The sequence below is a fragment of the Hyphococcus sp. D3-15 genome (genome assembly GCF_055809375.1).
On record NZ_CM147910.1, the window covers coordinates 750,636 to 767,547 of the forward strand.

The window sequence follows — 16,912 nt, forward strand, 5'->3', positions numbered from 1 at the left end:
GGCGATCTGGGCGGCCGGAGGCGGGGCTACATGCGGAATGTATGGCCGAGGCGCAGGGCGAGGCTGGAATCCTGAGAGTGGAAATCGCGCGGGAAGTCGACCCGGTCAATGATCGCCGTATGTCCAAAGGACAGGAAGATTTCCCGCTCCGGCACGGGCTCCCAACTGAAGCGGGAGAAAAAGGTGAAGGCCTCGGAAATGTTGTCGTACTGAATTTCGGTCTTGATGGTCATGTCGGGCGTGAAGGCGATGACCCCGTCCAGCGAGGCGATGTGAATGCCGATATTGCCGGAAGGCAGGTCGAATTCGGTATATTCATACTCCGCCCCGACTTCGATGAAGCGGTTCGGGCGCAGGGTCAGCCGGTTTTCAATGCTCAGATAATCGCCGTCATAGATGCCGCCCCAGCGCACTTCGACGGCGCCGCCCACGACGCGCGCATTAGTGGCCGAGGCTTCGACTTTATATTGGTTCCATCGATATTCGCCGACCGCGACAGGCACTTCGCCAGCGATCGAGAACGGGTTCTGGATATTCACATAGCCATGCTCGTAATTGAACCACATCGCATCGCCGGGATTGTTGTTGCCGCCGACAAAGGCGCCGAAATACTGGTCCAGCCGTTCGCCATGCCGGTCGGTAATGAGATTGGCCCAGCCGCCGAGTTCTGCATAACGAATGAAGCTGTTCTTCGGCCAGAAAGCCCGGAAGCCGTTCGTGTTATATCGGCGAATGCCCGTGCGGTTGGAAAAGCCGAGGCTTGGCGCGTAATTCTCGCCAATATCGCGAAAGCGCAGGGTCGTGTTCCAGCTCTGGCTTCGATACGCGGTTTCATGAGCGATCATGTGATCGGCATCGCCGCCGGTGAAACTCCGAATATAGGCGCTGTCGGCGTAAAGCGTGCCATTGCCGAAGAGATTTGATCGCTTGAACTGAAAGTCTGCGCCGGCGACGGTGCTGTTTGCTTCGCCAGTCGGATCGCCATTCGTGAAGATTGCGCCGAGCTTCGATTCAGAAAGGACGGGTACGGAAAAACGCGCCGCCGACAGGAATTGCCCGTCGACGCCGACGGCGTCCGAGGCGCCGGTGCGTGTTGAAATGACGCCGACATTTGCGGGACCAAGCTTGCCGCTCAGTTTCGCGCCCGCGACAAGGTCAACGGGCGATCCTTTGACGATGCCGATATTGCGCGAAAAGAAGGGAAGGCCATTGACGGCGTCCTGAAAGGCGCGCCCGCCGAACTCAAAGACCTGTGCGTCCTGCAAAAAGAAATCCCGGGTTTCGGGAAAAAACAGGGAGAAGCGGCCTGTATTCACCTGCCGCGCATCAAGCCCGGTGTCCGAGAAGTCGGTGTTCACCGTCAGCGAGCCGGTCAGCGACGGGGTGATTTTGTAAAACGCATTGCCGCTCGGCTTGATGTCATAGCTGGTGTCGTCGGTGACCCAGTCATAGGACGCCGTTCCCGCCACATAGGCCTGCACTTCAAGTCCGATGCCCGATTCCACATCGCGCACGCCGGACAGGCGGCCCGGATTGGTGATATCGATGCGGCCCCGGCTGCGATCGATATTCGACCAGCGGATTTCTTCATTCTTGCGCCGGATATTGCGCACGATCTGCATGTTCCATTCTTCGAGGGAGGGGTCGAAAGAAATGGACTGAAACGGAATGACGATTTCAGTGACCCAGCCATCGTCGACAAGGCGCGACTTGGCCCGCCAGATCGTGTTCCATTGATTTTGATAATTGCTGTTGTTTTCGATCAGCGCATCGGCGCGCGCGCCATTGGCGTTGACGCCAAAGAAATAGGCGTCGCGAAACGACCCGAATGTATCGAGATAAACCCGCACCGCGTCGTCGTCGCGCAAGATGAAATCGCGCTGCATTTGCGAGTGGCGGATCAGCTCCGGTTCGCTGTCGTAATTATAGATGCCGATATAGAGATTGCGTTCGTCATAAAGAATATAGGCTTTGGTTGGCTCGCTGGGCGCGGCGCCTTCCACCGGTTCGATCTGATAGAACTCGTCGATGACTTGCGCGCGCCGCCAGATCGGGTCGGAAAGATCGCCGTCGATGATGGGCGCGTCTTCGTGATTGATGCGAACCGCCTGGACGCAAGGGGTGAAATTGGCGAAATCGCGGATCGGCGTGCGGCCCGGGAGCGGGGAATCATCCGCCTGCGCCGCAACGGCGTCGGCATAGGCGCTGACGGGCGCGCCGGCGGCAAGGCTGGCGATGGCGGCGAATAGGATGGATAGCGGGCGGCGGGGTTTTCCGCGTGAATGCTGCTTTCCTGTGCGGTTTCCCATTCGGCGCATGCTCTTCCCCTCGCGATCGCCAATCCGTCATCACTATGCAGCGATCGCGTTGCGAAAAGATGAGCCACGCGGAACACCGACACTGTCGGCGCTTCTTTTTGTCAGCGTGAGACAAGGAAAAAGCGCTACAGATGTAGCTGAGTTACTTTAGCCGGGTTTCGGATAAAGGCCAGTCGGTTCGTCGCGCTAATTTGTCGGTCTGCCTCAGCAGGCCGGAAGACGCCTCGGGCTTAACCGGCGAGGCGCTCCATCTCTTCGTCGGAGATTTCGAAATTGGCGTAGACATTTTGAACGTCATCACAGTCATCAAGGGTTTCGATCAGCTTCATCAGCGTCGCCGCCTTGTCGCCTTCGATCTCGATGGTGTTTTGCGGACGCCAGACCGGCTTGACCGAAGACGCCTCGCCAAATGTTTTTTCCAGCGCGGCGCTGACTTCCGCGAGCTGGTCGAAGGCGCAATAGATTTCATGCGTCTCTTCCGACGACTGAACATCATCGGCGCCGGCTTCGATGGCGGCTTCGAGCATGTCGTCTTCCGACCCCTTGTCGGCGGGATATTCGATATAGCCCATCAGGTCGAACATGAAGGAGACCGAGCCGGTCTCGCCCAGATTGCCGCCATTCTTCGCGAAGATTGAGCGCACCTCGCTCGCTGCGCGGTTGCGGTTGTCGGTCAGCGCCTCGACGATGACGCCAATGCCGGCGGGGCCGAAGCCCTCATAGCGGATCTCTTCGAAATTGGATCTCGTCGGCGGTGGATTTCTTGACCGCCCGGTCGATATTGTCCTTGGGCATGGACTGGGCCTTGGCGGCCTGAATGGCGAGGCGCAGGCGCGGGTTAAAGTCCGGGTCAGGCGCGCCCATTTTCGCCGCGACGGTGATCTCTTTCGACAGTTTGGAGAACATCTTCGAGCGCTTGGCGTCTTGGCGCCCTTTGCGGTGCTGAATGTTCGCCCATTTGCTATGCCCGGCCATGGGAGTCCTCGTTGCGGTAAAAAAGGTTGATTTTGCGCTGTTTATGCCGAGGGCTGGCGAAAATTCAAGTGCGGAGGGTTTTATGAGCGATCTGGTCGGTAGTTTGGCGGGCAAAACGGTGCTGGTGACGGGCGCGTCCCGGGGGATCGGCGCGGCGACGGCCCTGGCGTCCCGCCGGGCCGGGGCGCGGGTCATCCTCCATGCCTCAGCCCCCAGCGAGGCGGCGGACCAAGCGGCCGCCAGCGCCTCCGGCGAGCTGCTTTACGAGGATCTGTCGGCGCCGGGCGCCGGGGGCGGCTGATGGCGGCAGCGGTCGGTCTGGCGGGGCGCATCGATGCGGTGGTCAACAATGCCGGGGTCTATCTCCCGTCGCCGCTTGCCGGCGATGAGGCGGCGTGGACCGATGGCTGGGCGACGACCATGGCGGTCAATGTGCAGGCCCCGGCGGATATTTGCCGCGCAGCGGTGGCGCATTTCTGCGAGACGGACGGCGGCCCGATCAGAGGCGTCGTCGTCAATGTGGCGAGCCGGGCGGGCCATCGCGGCGACGGGCCGGACCACGCCGCCTATGCAGCGTCGAAAGGCGCGGTGCTCGCCATGACCAAAACTTTTGCGCGGGCGCTCGCGGGCGAGAATATTCTTTTCTACGCCATCGCGCCGGGCTGGGTCGAAACGAGGATGGCGCCGCAGGACATTGAAAACCGCAAGCTCGCGATCAAGGATATTCCGCTGGGCCGCGTCGCCGCGCCGGAAGAGGTCGCGGCGATGATCGTGTTCTGCGCCTCGGGCGCATGCCCGTCGGCGACCGGCGCCACCTTCGACATTAACGGCGCGAGCTATGTGCGGTGAGCCATCACCGTCATGCCCCGACGCCGGGATAGAGCCCGAGATACATCGTGACGAAGTCGCATGTGTTGGCAGTGAAATGCGCGGCTATCGGCGCCAGTAGATTGCGGCCGGTGACAAGAAAAAGAACGCCCAGCAAAAGGCCCTGTATGGTTGTCTGAATAATGCCGGCTTCGCCTTGATAGAGATGGGCAAGTCCAAATGCCGCGTTTACGGCGAACAAGGCGAAAACCCACGCCCAAATGGAACTGCCGAATATCTCCGCAATGCGCGGCAAGGCATATCCGCGCCAGACAAGCTCTTCACCGAGCGCGGCCAGGATCAGGTTGAGAACCAGGATGATCGCCAAAAAAGCAAGATTGCCGACAAGATCGTCGAAGTCATGAAGATCAGGATACGCGCCGGTTAACTTATAGAGCGCAGGGTTTTCGATGAAAAACTCCAGTGACCAAAAGGCTGCTCCCGCGACGACGCCAATGAGCAATAAGCCGAGCCAGCGGCGGTCAAAAGAAAAACCGGCGGTTCGCCAATTTTGACCGCGTAATCGCAATGACGCCCAGGCGATGAGAAACAGCACCGGCGTTTTCGACAGGGGTATATAGCCGGCGCTGTCGGCCCAGAACACGAGCGCGAAGGCGATGAGTTCGAAAGCGAATAGCGGTCGTGCGGGGGTGTTTTTTTTCGCGTCCGTCATTTGCCGGTTGTTCCCATGGCTAAAATTTTCAGCGTGAGGCGACGGGCGCCTTGCAATGCAATGCGCCCGATGAAGAGTCCTGCGCAAAGCAATACGAGGCCCAACCATGGGGCGAAAACCGGCGTTCCGCCGTCTCCGCCAAGCAAACGAAGCTGGTAGTCGTCTGGGCCAATCAAAAACAATCCGATGTTTTCCGGCCTGACCAGCGATCCAAGCGAAACCAGAAACATCATGCTTGCGACGAACGCCATCACTGCGATCCATGCAGCATTTGCGGCCATTGCCGAGCCATGGGCGGCGGCGGCGAACACAACCCGCCAGGCCTGCGCCGCGCCGACATTTTGATGCGGTTGGCGCAGAACTGCGTCACCCACAAGCGGCGTCAGGAAATCCATCGGGTCGCCAACCCGGGCAAGAGCGGCGTTTACCCGGTCGGCTTCTCCTCCTTCGGATGTATGCTCGACGATTTCACGCACATGCATGGCCAGCTCGTCGATCAACTCCCGCCGCACTTTCGGCGAAACCGCTCCCAGCATGATTTCCGCGCGCAATCTGAAGCGGCGCCATGCGCGCCGCGCCTCCGGATCCTTAAACATGATCGCCTCCATCCCGCTGGATTGCGCGAACGCTGCGTATAACGTCCGCCCACATCGTCTCCATGGCGGTGAGCACGGCTTTGCCTTCCGACGTTAGCGAATAATATTTTCGCGCCGGGCCCTTTTGCGCAGCCGCCAATCTTGTACGCACCAGTCCGTCGCCTTTGAGGCGTGTCAGGATCGCGTAAAGCGTGCCGTCGCTTAGCTCAGCTTGCGAGTGTCGGATTATGTATTCCACGAGCTCATAACCATAATATTCCCGCTTTGAGAGAGCCGTCATGACGATCAGCTCCAGCACGCCTTTGCGGGCCTGAGAGTTCCAGTTCGCCAGGACTTTTTCGCGATTTGGGTGCGCCATAGGTAACTAGTATAACAGAGTATCTAGTTATGCAAGATACTTGGTGCGAAAGACTGAGGAGTGATGATCGTGTTCTGCGCCTCGGGCGCATGCCCGTCGGCGACCGGCGCGACTTTCGACATTAACGGCGCGAGTTATGTGCGGTAACGCCTACACCCAGAATGGCTTCGGCAGCGCGCCTTTAAGCGACTGGTCGGCAATCTTGAACAGCGTATCCATGGCTTTTTCCATCACCGCCGGGGCGGCGAAGTCTTCCTGATAGACCACATAGGCCGGATAGGGAAAATCCGGCGCGTCTTCGATCTGGAACAGCATCTTGTTTTCAAGATGCGGCTGCACGATGCGTTCAGGGAAATACGCCGCGCCGCCATTGTTCAACAACATGTTGATGCCAAGCGCGCCGAGATCAAGTGTCAGCGCCGGGGTGACAAGATCGGGATGGGCCGCCGCATGCATGGCGCGAAACCCTTCGCCCCAATCCGCATAGATGTAATTATCCTTATACGGAATGGAGGGGTCGGTGGTGACCAGCACCAGCCGGTCTTCCAGCAATTCGCGCACCACCATGCCGGGGCGGTGTTCGGGCTGATAGATGACGGCGAGGTCCATCACCCCTTCCGCCATTTCGCGCATCAGCCTTTGCGGCATGCCGATCTCGCAGCGCAACGCCACAGCGGGCGCCGCCTCGCGAAACGCCGGGACCCACCATAACAGCAGGCGGTTCCACAGGCTGTATTGGCCGCCGACGATCAGCGTGTCTTCAAAGCCTTCCGGCACCGCGACCTGATGTTTGGCTTCCTCCCACACCCGCACCATGGAGCGCGCATAGCGGTGGAACTGATGGCCGGCGGGGGTCAGTTCACAGCTCGCCTTGGTGCGGATGAACAAGGTCTTGCCGAGCTGGTCCTCCAGCGACTTGATCCGGGCGCTCACCGTCGACTGGGTGACATGCACCCGGCGGGCGGCGGCGACGAAATTACCGCCTTCAATGACGGCGAGGAAAGTCTTGGCGGTGGTGATGTCCATGGGGAATCCTATAATTTGGCATTTCCGATATTATCCTGCAATTATATTCGTTTGTAAAATTGATGGCAATATCCGATCTATGAGTGAGCGGGACTTCACCCCGCACCGCATGAAAGGATTACGCCATGAAAAAAGGAATGTTTTTGACCGCCGCCGCGATTTTGGCCCTGACCTCGCTGAGCGCCACGGGCGCCCAGGCCGGCAAGCCGAAAGACATTGTCGCGCCGCTCGCCATCACCGCCAGCCAGGTGGACAATGCGAATGAGCTGTCCGCGCTTTGGGTCGATGGCCGCCGTCAGGAAATGACCGGTCTGGCGCAGATTGAGGATGGCGAAAAGCTGATCCGCAAAGGTCAGAAAGACGAGCGCAAGGCGAGCGAAAAACTCACCAAAGCCACCATGATTTCTGACGAGCAGCGCGCGGCCTATACACGCCTTGTCGCCGGCTTTGGCGGCGCGGCGACCCCTGCCGCTGTCGAGACGGAAATCAAAGCGCTGAAGAAAGCCGCTGATGACTGGAAAGGCGCCTATGAGCGCGTCGAGAAAGCTGACGCGAAACTGCAAGATGCGCAGCTCGACATCGCGAATGGCCAGTCGGCTGTCCGCACCGGCAATGAGGCGATCGCCTCCGGCCGGGATAAAATGCGCCGCGCGGAAGCCGAGAGCCACCCCGCCTATGTGGCGCAGATCGCCGCCCCCGCACAGCCGCTCGTGGTTGAGCCGGCCATTGTTGAGCCGGTCGACTTTGAAGACATGAACTAACGCTTCATGGCGGCCCGCCGCGGAGCAGGGGCCTTGATGAAAGTCAGGGCCTCTCTCCGCGGCGGTGATTTTTGCGCGCCGCGCATCGGCCTCCCTGATAAAATTTTAACCAACCCCCGCTAAATTGATGAAAAATCGATTTTTCCATTTTTCCGTTGGGGGGACTTATCCGTGCACGTTTCTAATCTCACCGCTTATGCCGGCGCCCACGCCGCGCATCCGACCGCGCCATCGACCGCACAGTCGGCCACACACTCGGCCATGCAAGCAAAACAGACCGGCGCCGTTCAAGATCCCTATGCCGGCGTTATGGGGAAATACGATCTTCAAAACATCACGCCGCAGGAGATCGACCAACTCGCAGATGGCCTGACCGATTCCGGCTATCCGTTCACCACGGAGCTGATGATTTTGAGAACGCAGGGCGCGGAGTTTCAGGCCCATGCCGGCAAATTCGCCGACCGGAATTTTGACCCGGCGGAACCGGTGAATCTCATTCAGTCGACAAAAGACAAGCTCACGCAAGCGCGCCAATATGGCGGTCCGACCGAGTTTCTAGAGCGGCTTCTTGGGTTCTTGAACAAATATGATGAGAGCGCCGCCTCTTCCGGTGCCACGGCGCGTCGCGACAGCGTTTACGAAAACATCATGCGCCATGTGGTGCAGGACGGCGCGGCTTAATCGGCAATTGGGTCAAGGGGAGCATTGTCATGCAGGTTTCAAACACCTTTTCCGGCGCTGCGATCGCTGCGCTTCAAACGAAGTCCTCAACTGAGCGCGCAGGCGGCGCCGATTTTCTTGAGGAAATGGAGCGCGCGGACAGCGATCCGGTCGCGGCCGTCTTTGCGAATTACGATCTGCAAAATATTTCGCCGCTGGAAATCGACCAGATGGTCGAGGAGCTGCACGAGGCCGGGCATCCTTTCGATCAGGACTTGCTGATGTTGTCGTCGCGCGGCGCAGCGTTTCGCTCCCATCTGTCGGAGATGATGGGCGGAGACTATGACGGGAACCAGCGCGTTAATTTGATCGCACAGACGCAGGACCAGCTTGTGATGGCGCGCCGCTATGGCGACCCGACCGAGGCGCTGGAAGATTTTCTGGAATTTTTGAACGCCGCCGATCAGCGGCAATTGCTGGATGCAGAAAAAACCCAGCAGCGTCTCCTGCATGAAAACATGATGCGCCAGGTGATCGCCGCGAGCGGCGACGCGAACTAGATCGCGCCCGCGCCTGTTCCGGCGACAAGAAAAGGGGACCGGCGCAAACCGGTCCCCGCTACGCTACTCTTTACTGAACTAACTTCCCCCTGCTTCGTCTTAAAGCGCGCCTTTGCGCCACGGCCCGCGAATGGCGAAGGTGACGCCCGGCGACTGCACATTGGCGAACAGCCAGTCATCGTAAAACGTCGCGCCGCACCATTCCCGGCTCGAATAATTGCCCACCGGATTGTCCCAGAAATTCGCGGCGGTCCCCGGGAAATAGGCGTTGATGATGTCGATATCGCCTTCCTTCAGATCGATGATGTTTTCCGCGAAGGGGAAGATGTCGCCCTTTGTGGTCAGGCCGATCATCCGCTTCGGATTGGAGCCGCCATCTTCGCAAAGAATGATGCCGCCGCGCGGGCTGATGGCGATATTGTCCGGCCCGTCCACATCTTCGGCGTTGGCGGATTCATAAACCAGCGCCACTGTTTCCTGGCGCGGGTCGTAAACCCAGACCTGGCCAAGGCCGGCGGCGCCGCCGCTGGTGGAGACGAAATAGATTTTGCCGCCATCTTCCCAGCAGCCTTCGCCGCGGGCGATGATCGCCGCATCGGGGGCTGAATCGAAGGCGCGGCCTTCGACGCCTTCCGGGTCTTCGACTTTCTGCCAGGTCACTTTGAAAGTGTCGCCCGCCGTGTAGCCGAGGCGGAGATCCTTGCGGGACTCGCCTTCGACGACCATGGCGAAAAGTTCGCCGCCATCGCGCAAGGGGCCGCGCTGGCGCCAGCCGCCCCAGCCGAACCGGTCGCGGCCATGACTAAAGCTGTGACCATGACCATAGGCTTTGCCGCGGCCATAGCCGCAGGATGGGTCATAGGCGCCCGGCTGCACATATTTATAGAAGGCGGAAGAGCCGGCGTCTTCGGTTTCATAGACAACGCCGGTCCATGGATCGACGGCGACCGCTTCATGCGAAAAGCGGCCCGCAGCTTTGATCGGTTCGCCAGTGCTGGTTCCAAAGCCCGGCACATCGAAAATATAACCGTGATTGAACCCATCGCTGCGATTGTTCCAGTCATGGAAGGTTTCTTCGCAGGAGATCCACGAGTTCCACGGCGTGCGTCCGCCTGCGCAATTGCGGATGGTGCCGCCAAGGCTGGTGTAAGAGCGTTCAAACCGGCCGCGGCGAAGATCGAAAACGAGATTGGTCGTGCCGCCAAACTCATTCGGATTGTACATGCCGCCGGGCACCTGGCACTGCGTGCTCTCGCCGGCGGAGAGTTCGTGATTGCGCACCATAGCGATGTGGTGGCCGTGCTTGGCGACAACCGCCATGCCGTCATGGTCGGTCGGGGTCGGGCGCCCGTCATCCATCAACTGACCGGTCCAGCCGAAGCTCATATATTCAAAACCCTCCGGCAGGGAGAGCAGTTTCAAGCCGGTGACAAGGTCTTCTTTCGGTTCCAGCGGGCCGTAATCGGGCGAGAAGGGGCGGCGATGTTTGCCATAGCCATGGGCGTGAGCGGATGACAGCGCGGAGAAGGCGAGGCCGGCGGCGCCGGCGACCGATGCGCCCTTTAACAGATTGCGGCGGTCGAAGGACGGCTCGTCCTTAAGGTGTTCTGACATTGGCGGAATCCTCGGTTTGCAGGCTGCAGGGAGTGCAGACTTCAGGAATTGCGGCGCAGTGCATCCGGCCGGAAAGGCGCTCAACTGAAAACGGAAATGACATGACGGCCGTGCGCTGCCCCAAGATCGCGACGACATGATGTATCGCCCTCCCCGTTACGGGCGGGCGACGGTTTCAAGACAGTTTCTCAAAATCATCCTTACCCGGATGATGGCGCAACCCTAGGGCGATTTTCTGACATCAATGTCTCAGATTGATTACGCCTTGGTGACAATTATCCCCCACCGGTTCGGAGAGGGTGCGGCGGTCATGGCTTATGCAACGCCCGCAAGCTCTTACCAGATCGGCGTTTTTTCCGATTGCTTCACGCGCTTGCGGGGTTTTTCCGTCGGCAGCGACAATTCCTTGAGAACATCGGCGCGCGCTTCGTCGAGATTGGGCGCGGGCGGGCGCGTCGGCGATTGTTCATAACCGGAAATTTTAAAGGCGCTGCCCGCCATTTTCAGCTTGCCCATTTCCGGGTCGTCGACTTCGACAAACATTTCGCGCGCTTTTAATTGCGGATCGTTGACCACATCCGCCATGGTGTGGATCGGCGCCACAGGAATGCCGAGGGGGCGCAGCTTTTCAACCCATCCGGCGACGCTGTCAGCGGCCAGCACTTTTTCCAGCTCGCCCTTGAGCGCCTGATGATTGGCGAAGCGCGCGAACAGCGTTTCGTAATGCGGGTCGGCTTTCAGCGCCGGCGCCCCAATCGCATCGCATAACTCGTTGAAGAGATGATCATTGGCGCAAGCGACTGCGATCGGTCCGTCCTTGGCCTGAAACACATCGAACGGCGTGATCACCGGATGGCGCGAGCCTGTCGGTGTCTGCGACTCGCCGGTGGCGAACTGGCGCACCAGCGCGCTTTCCAGCAACATGGTCTGCACGTCGAGCATGGCGATGTCGATATAACGGCCTTTGCCTGATGCGCGGCGTTCATAAAGCGCGGAGGAAATCGCCAGGCTGGCGAATGTTCCCGCCGCGAGATCGGCGAGCGAAATCCCGAGCCGCACGCCGTTTGATCCTTCCTGCCCGTTGACGGAAATCATCCCGCCCAGCGACTGCACGATCAGATCGTAAGCGGGAAGGTCGCGATACGGCCCGGTATTGCCGAAGCCCGAAATCGCCGCGTAAATGACATCGGGAAATTTTTCTTTCACCGCCTCATAGCCATAGCCGAGACGCTCCATGGTCCCGGGACGGAAATTCTCCACCAGCACGTCGGAACGTTCGAGCAATGCTTCAAAGACCTTGCGGTCTTCGGCTTCTTTCAGATTGAGCGCCAGCGAACGCTTGCCGCGATTGATGCTGGCGAAATAAACGCTTTCGCCATTTTGAAATGGCGGAAAGGCGCGGGTGTCGTCGCCATGGCCGGGCATTTCGATTTTCAGCACATCCGCGCCAAGCTCCCAGAGCAGGGTGGTGCAATAAGGCCCGGCGAGCACGCGCGTCAGGTCAAGAATGCGCACCCCGAAAGCGGTCCGCGCGGTTGTTCGCTCATTTGCGCTCTCCTGTCATCATCACCTAATGTCGGCACGGCTGTTTTTATTCTCTATACGGACCCTTAAAGGCGTTGCGGCGCGGGTTTTTCATTGCGCTAGCGTGCTCAGTCAAAATAGCCGCTAATCGTGTTTCGCCTCACATTTGCGGGCTGGCTTTTTTCCTCATCCCACAAGGCCGCGAGATTATTCTCAAACTGCTTTACAACCTCGCTTTCGCAAGAATGTTGCGCCAGCATTTGATCGACGCCTTTATAAACTTCCAGCGCCGCCATTTTTTCACTGGAGCCCTGCGCCAGCCGCGCGGTCAGCAGGATTCCGCCATTTTTGTTGCAGATTTTATCGCAAGCGGCTTTCAAAACAGGTGCAACGGAATAAGCCGTTGTGTTGGTGTAGCCGTCGTCGCGGCCCAGATAAACGCCGCCAATCGTTTCATAAACCTGATCTGGATAGGTTGTGGTGAACGTCACCTTATGCGCGCCCGACGGGTAACATTTCGGATTGCCGTTCCACTTGCGCGATGTCGCCAGCATATAATAACCGATGACATCTTCGAGATAGGTGAAGTTATTTCCCTGCCCTCCGAGGCTGTTGATCAACACGCCAATCGCCATGGCGTCGCTGCCGCCCATGGCGGCGACCTGGTAGAGGTAATTTTTCGCCAGCTTGTCCTGAGTTTTAAAGTCACCAGCGTAGATTGCTTCCAGATAATGCCCGCCCGGCAATTTGCACAGCTTGCAATTTTTCTCATATTCAGCGCGCGCCGCTTCGCGTTCCGCGCGTTCTCTCGCCTCCCGGATAGCTGTGGTTCTTTCAATTTCTCCGTCGCCGCAAAGAACAGGAATATCGCCCGGCATTTTGTCGGGGGTGAAACTTTGCAGTTTCGCCAGGAAGTCCGGGTTTTGGTAGATTGTGGGATCAGTGAGGTCGTATCCCAGCAGAATGACAAAGGCCTCCATCATCGGGACAATTCCATTTGTCTTGCGGCTGTAGAATTGATGATCGCCCTGAAGCGCAAAAAATTCAGCGTCTCCGGCGAGGGTTCGATATTCAGCCTCGGAAAGCGGAGGCGTCCCGTTTTTTTGATGATAGATCTTTATGCCGATTTCGCCGGGAATTAACGGGCACTTCTCAACCGTTCCATTCCTCACATCCTCCAGGGTGTAAAAGCTGATGCCGTCACGAATAGATTGAGCGTGCGCCATCTGAGCGGGGAGTAAAATCAACGCGAGCCAAAAAAACAGTTTCAAAATCTGAGCGCCCTTCGTTCCAGTCATGGAGTTGTTCCAACTGACCTTGACGTGAACCATATACGGCTTTTTCCCGAGGTCCATGCGACGCAGCTTCATACGCATCGATAAGGTCCGGTCTTGCCTTGCATAGCGCTGACGCTAGAATGCGCCGCATCAGAGGAACTATGTCCGAGATTGTCACCCGCTAAACCGCTTTGAGCGGCGCATGAAAAGAAGATGATCCGCGTTAATGCGGATGGTCCGTCCATGCGTCCGGTTTAGTTTCTATCTCGGACTTTCCACCCATGAACATTTCGAAAGCGGAGCAAAAAACGCTCCATGTGCTCGCGCGCGGCGGGGGCATTATCTGTGAAAAAGACGAAAAGGGAAAAATCGTCGATATTCATTGCGCCACCCGCGAGGGCTGGACGCTTGAGGACTGCACGCTGGCGGTTTTCAAGCGGCTGAAACGGCGGCGCCTGATCGCGTCCTCTAATGGCGGGCCTTATCGGGCGACGCTGCTGGGGCGGCGTTGCGTGCGGGCGCAGCTGGATAATCGCGCCTGAGGCGCAAGCCGTGCGTTGGCGATTAGGTGCGTGAAGCGTTTGGGAAGCGCGCATTGTCTGATAGGCTTCCACCGGTTCAGGGAGTTCAGACAATGCGCCTTTCCACGCTCGCCGCCACTGCATTCGCCGCCGCCATATCCTTATTGGTTGCGCCAGCCAGCGCGCAAATTCCGCCGCCCGATGCGGCCCCATCGACGCCGGTGGACTTTGTGGAGCTGATGCCGTTCGAGCCGACCCGCGAAGAGGCGGTGCTTGAGGCCTATGTTGACGGCGTCGTCGCCGCCCATATGCGCGAACATGATGCGCCGGCGATCTCTGTGAGCGTGGTCAAGGACGGGCGCGTCCTGTTCGCCAAGGCCTATGGCGTTTCCGATGTTGAAACGGGTGCGGCGGCGAGCGGCTATGACACGCGCTTTCGCATCGGATCGGTCTCCAAGGCATTTATCTGGACTGCGGTGATGATGTTGCAGGAGCGCGGGCTCATCGATCTCGATGAAGATGTGAACCGTTATCTCAAGGGGCTGCAATTGCCGGAGGCGTTCGACGCGCCGGTCACGGTCAATGACCTGATGGCGCATCGCGCCGGGTTTGAAGACACATTTGCGGTGTTCACGCTGCGCGATGATGATTCCATTTCCCTGACCGACGCCTTGGCCGAACATATGCCCAAGCGGGTCTATGCGCCGGGCGCGCGCACATCCTATTCCAATTGGGGCGCGGCGCTGGGCGCGAAGATCGTCGAGGATGTATCCGGCGTTTCCTATGAACAGTTTCTGCGCGATGAAATTCTGGCGCCGCTGGCCATGACGCACACCACGCTGAAAGGTCCGGCGCTGATGGATGACGCCGCGCGCGCGGAACTGGCGAAAGGCTATGCGCTGAAAGGCGGCGCATACGAGGCCGAAGCGTTTATGGAGATCGGCGCTTACGCCCCGGCGGGCGCCATGGCGTCGACGGCGAGCGATATGGCGCAGTGGATGTTGCTGCATCTGGGAGGCGGCGAACATGACGGGGTGCGGCTGTTGCGCTCAGACACGCACGATCTGATGTGGACGCGCGCCTTTGACGATCGTCCCGGCGGCGCCGATCTCGCCCATGGTTTTATGACGCGGCCCTATCGCGGGGTGATGAGTTTCGGTCATGGCGGCGCCACGGCGGCTTATTATACCGACATGACCATGTTCCCGGATTTGGGCATTGGCGTGTTCGTGTCGCAAAGCACCGGCAATGACCGCACGCTGGTCAGCGATTTGCCCTGGCTGGTGGTTGATCATTTGCTCGATCGCCCGGCGGAGATGGCCGAAGACGATGCGGCGTTCGCCGACAAGGCTTCGGCTTTTGCGGGGAAATATCTGAACAACCGGCGGTCTTTTTCGCAGTTTGAAAAAATCTTTTCCGCAGGACAGGAAGTGACGGTCGCGCCGGCGAAGGGCGGTCTCACATTATCCGGGGGCGGACAGGCCTATCACTATGCGCCGGTCATAGGCGCCGCCGATACTTTTGAAGACCGTCACGGCGATCGCGTCGTTTTCGGGCGGAACGAAAAGGGCCATGTCACCCATTTCACCAACGGGTCGGGCGTTCACTCGCTGGACAAGGTGAGTTTCACCAGCGATTCCTCACTGTTGTTTATCGCTTTCGGGGCCGCGTTGTTCTTCGCCGCCACCATGCTTATCGGCGCTTGGCGGCGCCAGGGGCGCGCCGTCGCCCAGAGCCGGACGGGCGCATTGCTGGGCGCTGGCGCGCTGGTCGCGTCGTTGCTTGTCTTCGCTCTGGCCGGGACGTTCGCCGCAGTGATGGCGACGATGATGCAGTCCGGCCCGTCGATCATGCTGTCTTATCCGACGGCGTCCATATCGGCCTTGCGTCTGGCCGGGCTTGCGGTGTTCGCTGCGGCGGCCGCCGGGGTCATCAGCCTGTGGCCGGCATGGCGCGCGTCGGGATGGCGGATCTGGCGCAAGGCGCATCATACGTTGTTCGCACTGGCCCTGGTCTGGTTCGCGGCGATGCTTGTGATCTGGAAAGTGATCTTCTCCGTCACCGCCTAGGGCGCAACATCGAGCCCGCTGGACAAGAGCCGCTCCACCGTTTCGTAGAGGACGGCGTCATAATCGCATGCGGCGAGCGCGCTTAGGGGCGTTGCGCCGGAGCGATGATGAAGAAAAGTGACGCTGGAAAAGCTTGAGCTCAGAAAAGGCTGCATGCCGCCGAAAAACGAATCCCCGAACACCAGCAGGCGCGGCGCGTCTTGCCGGTCGCTGATCCAGCGCTTGGCTTCCACCCCTTGCCAGTCATAGGCGGGAAGCGGCTCGGTGCGTAAGATTTTTGCCGCGCCCTTTATCCGCCAGCGCGGGATCATGTCGGGCTCGGGGTTTTCCACCCCTAACAAGCCGTAGAGATCGTTCGGGCTTGGCCTTTCGCCGAACTGCTCAAGCTGCGTGAGGGGCAAGGGCGCAATATCGAGGCCTTGTTGCGCCAGCAAGTCGATCGCGGCGCGATAGCCCTCATAGGCGCCGCGCAACGTCCAGTGGCTGTCGACGCGATAATAAGGCAGACCGGCCTGTTTGGCCTCTCGCAGCGCGTCGACCGGCGCCGCAAAGGCAAGGCCCGCCTCCGGCGCCAGCACCGCAAGGGTTTCGAGCCGCGTCGGGCGCTCGCTCAATCGCGGATAGCGGCTCAGATATTCTGTATAGATCGTATGTTTGTCCGGCGCGACGAGAAAGACGACAGGCTTGCCGCAGGCGGCGGCTTTGAGTTTTGCGGCGCCTTGCAGCCATTGCTCCGCTTCGCCCGGCCCGAAGGGATTTAGTCCCTGATGAGAGGCGAGGGCGCGATCAATAGATAGGAACAGCCAGCCATCATCGCCGCGCACCGCAAAGCGCGCATTGGCGAGCTCAAACTCGTCGATCAGTTTTGTATAGAGCCTGGTGAGCGCGCCGCGCAGGCCAAAATGATCCTCCATCCAGCGCGAAATTTTCGCCGGTGTTTGCACCGGCGCCGCGATCGCCTCGCTCATGGAGGGAAAGGGCGCGAGGACGCGGCGTTCAAGCGCGCTGACGCTGGCGGAGCCGGACAATATCTGCGCGCAAAGCGGCAGGAACAACAGCGCAAGAAACAGCGCGACGGCGATCCGGCTTTTTGTGATGTGTTTGCGCGCCATC

Annotated in this window: 16 protein-coding genes and 1 pseudogene; 7 read left to right on the forward strand and 10 right to left on the reverse strand. The window is 59.5% G+C overall.

The features are described from left to right. Window positions 1-26 precede the first annotated feature (26 nt). Both AC0L8G_RS03895 and AC0L8G_RS03900 read right to left on the reverse strand, forming a co-directional pair. Window positions 27-2,309 carry a carbohydrate binding family 9 domain-containing protein gene (locus AC0L8G_RS03895; protein ID WP_473386966.1) on the reverse strand — a complete coding sequence of 761 codons (2,283 nt, stop codon included), beginning with the start codon at window positions 2,307-2,309 and terminating at the stop codon, window positions 27-29. A gap of 239 nt (window positions 2,310-2,548) precedes the next feature. Continuing rightward, window positions 2,549-3,293, reverse strand: a pseudogene (locus AC0L8G_RS03900) (YebC/PmpR family DNA-binding transcriptional regulator). A gap of 82 nt (window positions 3,294-3,375) precedes the next feature. Between AC0L8G_RS03900 and AC0L8G_RS03905 the strand changes: the two are divergent. Together AC0L8G_RS03905 and AC0L8G_RS03910 are read left to right on the forward strand one after the other, a co-directional pair. After that, complete coding sequence (locus AC0L8G_RS03905; protein ID WP_473386968.1) at window positions 3,376-3,594, forward strand: SDR family NAD(P)-dependent oxidoreductase; 219 nt, start codon at window positions 3,376-3,378, stop codon at window positions 3,592-3,594. Beyond that, window positions 3,594-4,142 carry an SDR family NAD(P)-dependent oxidoreductase gene (locus tag AC0L8G_RS03910; RefSeq protein WP_473386970.1) on the forward strand — a complete coding sequence of 183 codons (549 nt, stop codon included), beginning with the start codon at window positions 3,594-3,596 and terminating at the stop codon, window positions 4,140-4,142. Before AC0L8G_RS03905 ends, AC0L8G_RS03910 begins: the two co-directional genes overlap by 1 nt. Before the next feature lie 10 nt (window positions 4,143-4,152). Here AC0L8G_RS03910 and AC0L8G_RS03915 read toward each other — a convergent pair whose 3' ends face one another. The 4 genes from AC0L8G_RS03915 to AC0L8G_RS03930 form a co-directional block, all read right to left on the reverse strand. Further along, window positions 4,153-4,833 carry a CPBP family intramembrane glutamic endopeptidase gene (locus AC0L8G_RS03915; protein WP_473386972.1) on the reverse strand — a complete coding sequence of 227 codons (681 nt, stop codon included), beginning with the start codon at window positions 4,831-4,833 and terminating at the stop codon, window positions 4,153-4,155. Further along, a complete protein-coding gene (locus AC0L8G_RS03920) occupies window positions 4,830-5,429 on the reverse strand; it encodes a hypothetical protein (RefSeq protein ID WP_473386973.1) in 600 nt (199 codons plus the stop codon). Before AC0L8G_RS03920 ends, AC0L8G_RS03915 begins: the two co-directional genes overlap by 4 nt. Next, window positions 5,422-5,787, reverse strand: a complete 366-nt coding sequence (locus AC0L8G_RS03925; protein WP_473386975.1) for a PadR family transcriptional regulator — start codon at window positions 5,785-5,787, stop codon at window positions 5,422-5,424. The genes AC0L8G_RS03920 and AC0L8G_RS03925 overlap by 8 nt, the downstream gene beginning before the upstream one ends. Before the next feature lie 150 nt (window positions 5,788-5,937). Further along, window positions 5,938-6,813 carry a LysR family transcriptional regulator gene (locus tag AC0L8G_RS03930; protein WP_473386977.1) on the reverse strand — a complete coding sequence of 292 codons (876 nt, stop codon included), beginning with the start codon at window positions 6,811-6,813 and terminating at the stop codon, window positions 5,938-5,940. 125 nt (window positions 6,814-6,938) lie between these two features. Here AC0L8G_RS03930 and AC0L8G_RS03935 point away from each other — a divergent pair, with 125 nt between their 5' ends. The 3 genes from AC0L8G_RS03935 (at window position 6,939) to AC0L8G_RS03945 (ending at window position 8,794) form a co-directional block, all read left to right on the forward strand. Next, entirely contained in the window at window positions 6,939-7,574 is a 636-nt protein-coding gene (locus AC0L8G_RS03935) for a hypothetical protein (RefSeq protein ID WP_473386978.1), read from the forward strand. 171 nt (window positions 7,575-7,745) lie between these two features. Further along, on the forward strand, window positions 7,746-8,255 hold the full coding sequence (locus AC0L8G_RS03940) for a hypothetical protein (RefSeq protein WP_473386979.1): 510 nt from the start codon (window positions 7,746-7,748) through the stop codon (window positions 8,253-8,255). A gap of 29 nt (window positions 8,256-8,284) precedes the next feature. Continuing rightward, window positions 8,285-8,794, forward strand: a complete 510-nt coding sequence (locus AC0L8G_RS03945; RefSeq protein ID WP_473386981.1) for a hypothetical protein — start codon at window positions 8,285-8,287, stop codon at window positions 8,792-8,794. 99 nt (window positions 8,795-8,893) lie between these two features. On the opposite strand, the gene AC0L8G_RS03950 is transcribed toward AC0L8G_RS03945, so the two are convergent. From AC0L8G_RS03950 to AC0L8G_RS03960, 3 genes are all read right to left on the reverse strand, one after another. Further along, window positions 8,894-10,408 carry a PhoX family protein gene (locus AC0L8G_RS03950; RefSeq protein WP_473386983.1) on the reverse strand — a complete coding sequence of 505 codons (1,515 nt, stop codon included), beginning with the start codon at window positions 10,406-10,408 and terminating at the stop codon, window positions 8,894-8,896. A 336-nt stretch (window positions 10,409-10,744) separates the two neighbouring features. Further along, window positions 10,745-11,923, reverse strand: a complete 1,179-nt coding sequence (locus AC0L8G_RS03955; RefSeq protein WP_473386986.1) for a CaiB/BaiF CoA transferase family protein — start codon at window positions 11,921-11,923, stop codon at window positions 10,745-10,747. A gap of 137 nt (window positions 11,924-12,060) precedes the next feature. After that, window positions 12,061-13,230, reverse strand: a complete 1,170-nt coding sequence (locus AC0L8G_RS03960; RefSeq protein WP_473386989.1) for a hypothetical protein — start codon at window positions 13,228-13,230, stop codon at window positions 12,061-12,063. Window positions 13,231-13,490: 260 nt separating this feature from the next. Here AC0L8G_RS03960 and AC0L8G_RS03965 point away from each other — a divergent pair, with 260 nt between their 5' ends. After that, window positions 13,491-13,751: a YjhX family toxin gene (locus tag AC0L8G_RS03965; RefSeq protein WP_473386991.1), complete on the forward strand. Its 261-nt coding sequence runs from the start codon at window positions 13,491-13,493 to the stop codon at window positions 13,749-13,751. Window positions 13,752-13,843: 92 nt separating this feature from the next. Continuing rightward, window positions 13,844-15,799 (forward strand): serine hydrolase domain-containing protein, encoded by a 1,956-nt coding sequence (locus tag AC0L8G_RS03970; RefSeq protein WP_473386994.1) that lies wholly within the window; start codon window positions 13,844-13,846, stop codon window positions 15,797-15,799. On the opposite strand, the gene AC0L8G_RS03975 is transcribed toward AC0L8G_RS03970, so the two are convergent. Further along, on the reverse strand, window positions 15,796-16,911 hold the full coding sequence (locus tag AC0L8G_RS03975) for an alginate O-acetyltransferase AlgX-related protein (RefSeq protein WP_473386997.1): 1,116 nt from the start codon (window positions 16,909-16,911) through the stop codon (window positions 15,796-15,798). The two genes, AC0L8G_RS03970 and AC0L8G_RS03975, sit on opposite strands and share 4 nt — an antisense overlap. Window position 16,912 lies beyond the last annotated feature (1 nt).

Coding starts and splice junctions, on each gene's coding strand:
- AC0L8G_RS03895 (WP_473386966.1), bottom strand. CDS start 2,309: ATGGGAAACCGCACAGGAAAGCAGCATTCACGCGGAAAACCCCGCCGC.
- AC0L8G_RS03905 (WP_473386968.1), top strand. CDS start 3,376: ATGAGCGATCTGGTCGGTAGTTTGGCGGGCAAAACGGTGCTGGTGACG.
- AC0L8G_RS03910 (WP_473386970.1), top strand. CDS start 3,594: ATGGCGGCAGCGGTCGGTCTGGCGGGGCGCATCGATGCGGTGGTCAAC.
- AC0L8G_RS03915 (WP_473386972.1), bottom strand. CDS start 4,833: ATGACGGACGCGAAAAAAAACACCCCCGCACGACCGCTATTCGCTTTC.
- AC0L8G_RS03920 (WP_473386973.1), bottom strand. CDS start 5,429: ATGTTTAAGGATCCGGAGGCGCGGCGCGCATGGCGCCGCTTCAGATTG.
- AC0L8G_RS03925 (WP_473386975.1), bottom strand. CDS start 5,787: ATGGCGCACCCAAATCGCGAAAAAGTCCTGGCGAACTGGAACTCTCAG.
- AC0L8G_RS03930 (WP_473386977.1), bottom strand. CDS start 6,813: ATGGACATCACCACCGCCAAGACTTTCCTCGCCGTCATTGAAGGCGGT.
- AC0L8G_RS03935 (WP_473386978.1), top strand. CDS start 6,939: ATGAAAAAAGGAATGTTTTTGACCGCCGCCGCGATTTTGGCCCTGACC.
- AC0L8G_RS03945 (WP_473386981.1), top strand. CDS start 8,285: ATGCAGGTTTCAAACACCTTTTCCGGCGCTGCGATCGCTGCGCTTCAA.
- AC0L8G_RS03950 (WP_473386983.1), bottom strand. CDS start 10,408: ATGTCAGAACACCTTAAGGACGAGCCGTCCTTCGACCGCCGCAATCTG.
- AC0L8G_RS03960 (WP_473386989.1), bottom strand. CDS start 13,230: ATGACTGGAACGAAGGGCGCTCAGATTTTGAAACTGTTTTTTTGGCTC.
- AC0L8G_RS03965 (WP_473386991.1), top strand. CDS start 13,491: ATGAACATTTCGAAAGCGGAGCAAAAAACGCTCCATGTGCTCGCGCGC.
- AC0L8G_RS03970 (WP_473386994.1), top strand. CDS start 13,844: ATGCGCCTTTCCACGCTCGCCGCCACTGCATTCGCCGCCGCCATATCC.
- AC0L8G_RS03975 (WP_473386997.1), bottom strand. CDS start 16,911: ATGGCGCGCAAACACATCACAAAAAGCCGGATCGCCGTCGCGCTGTTT.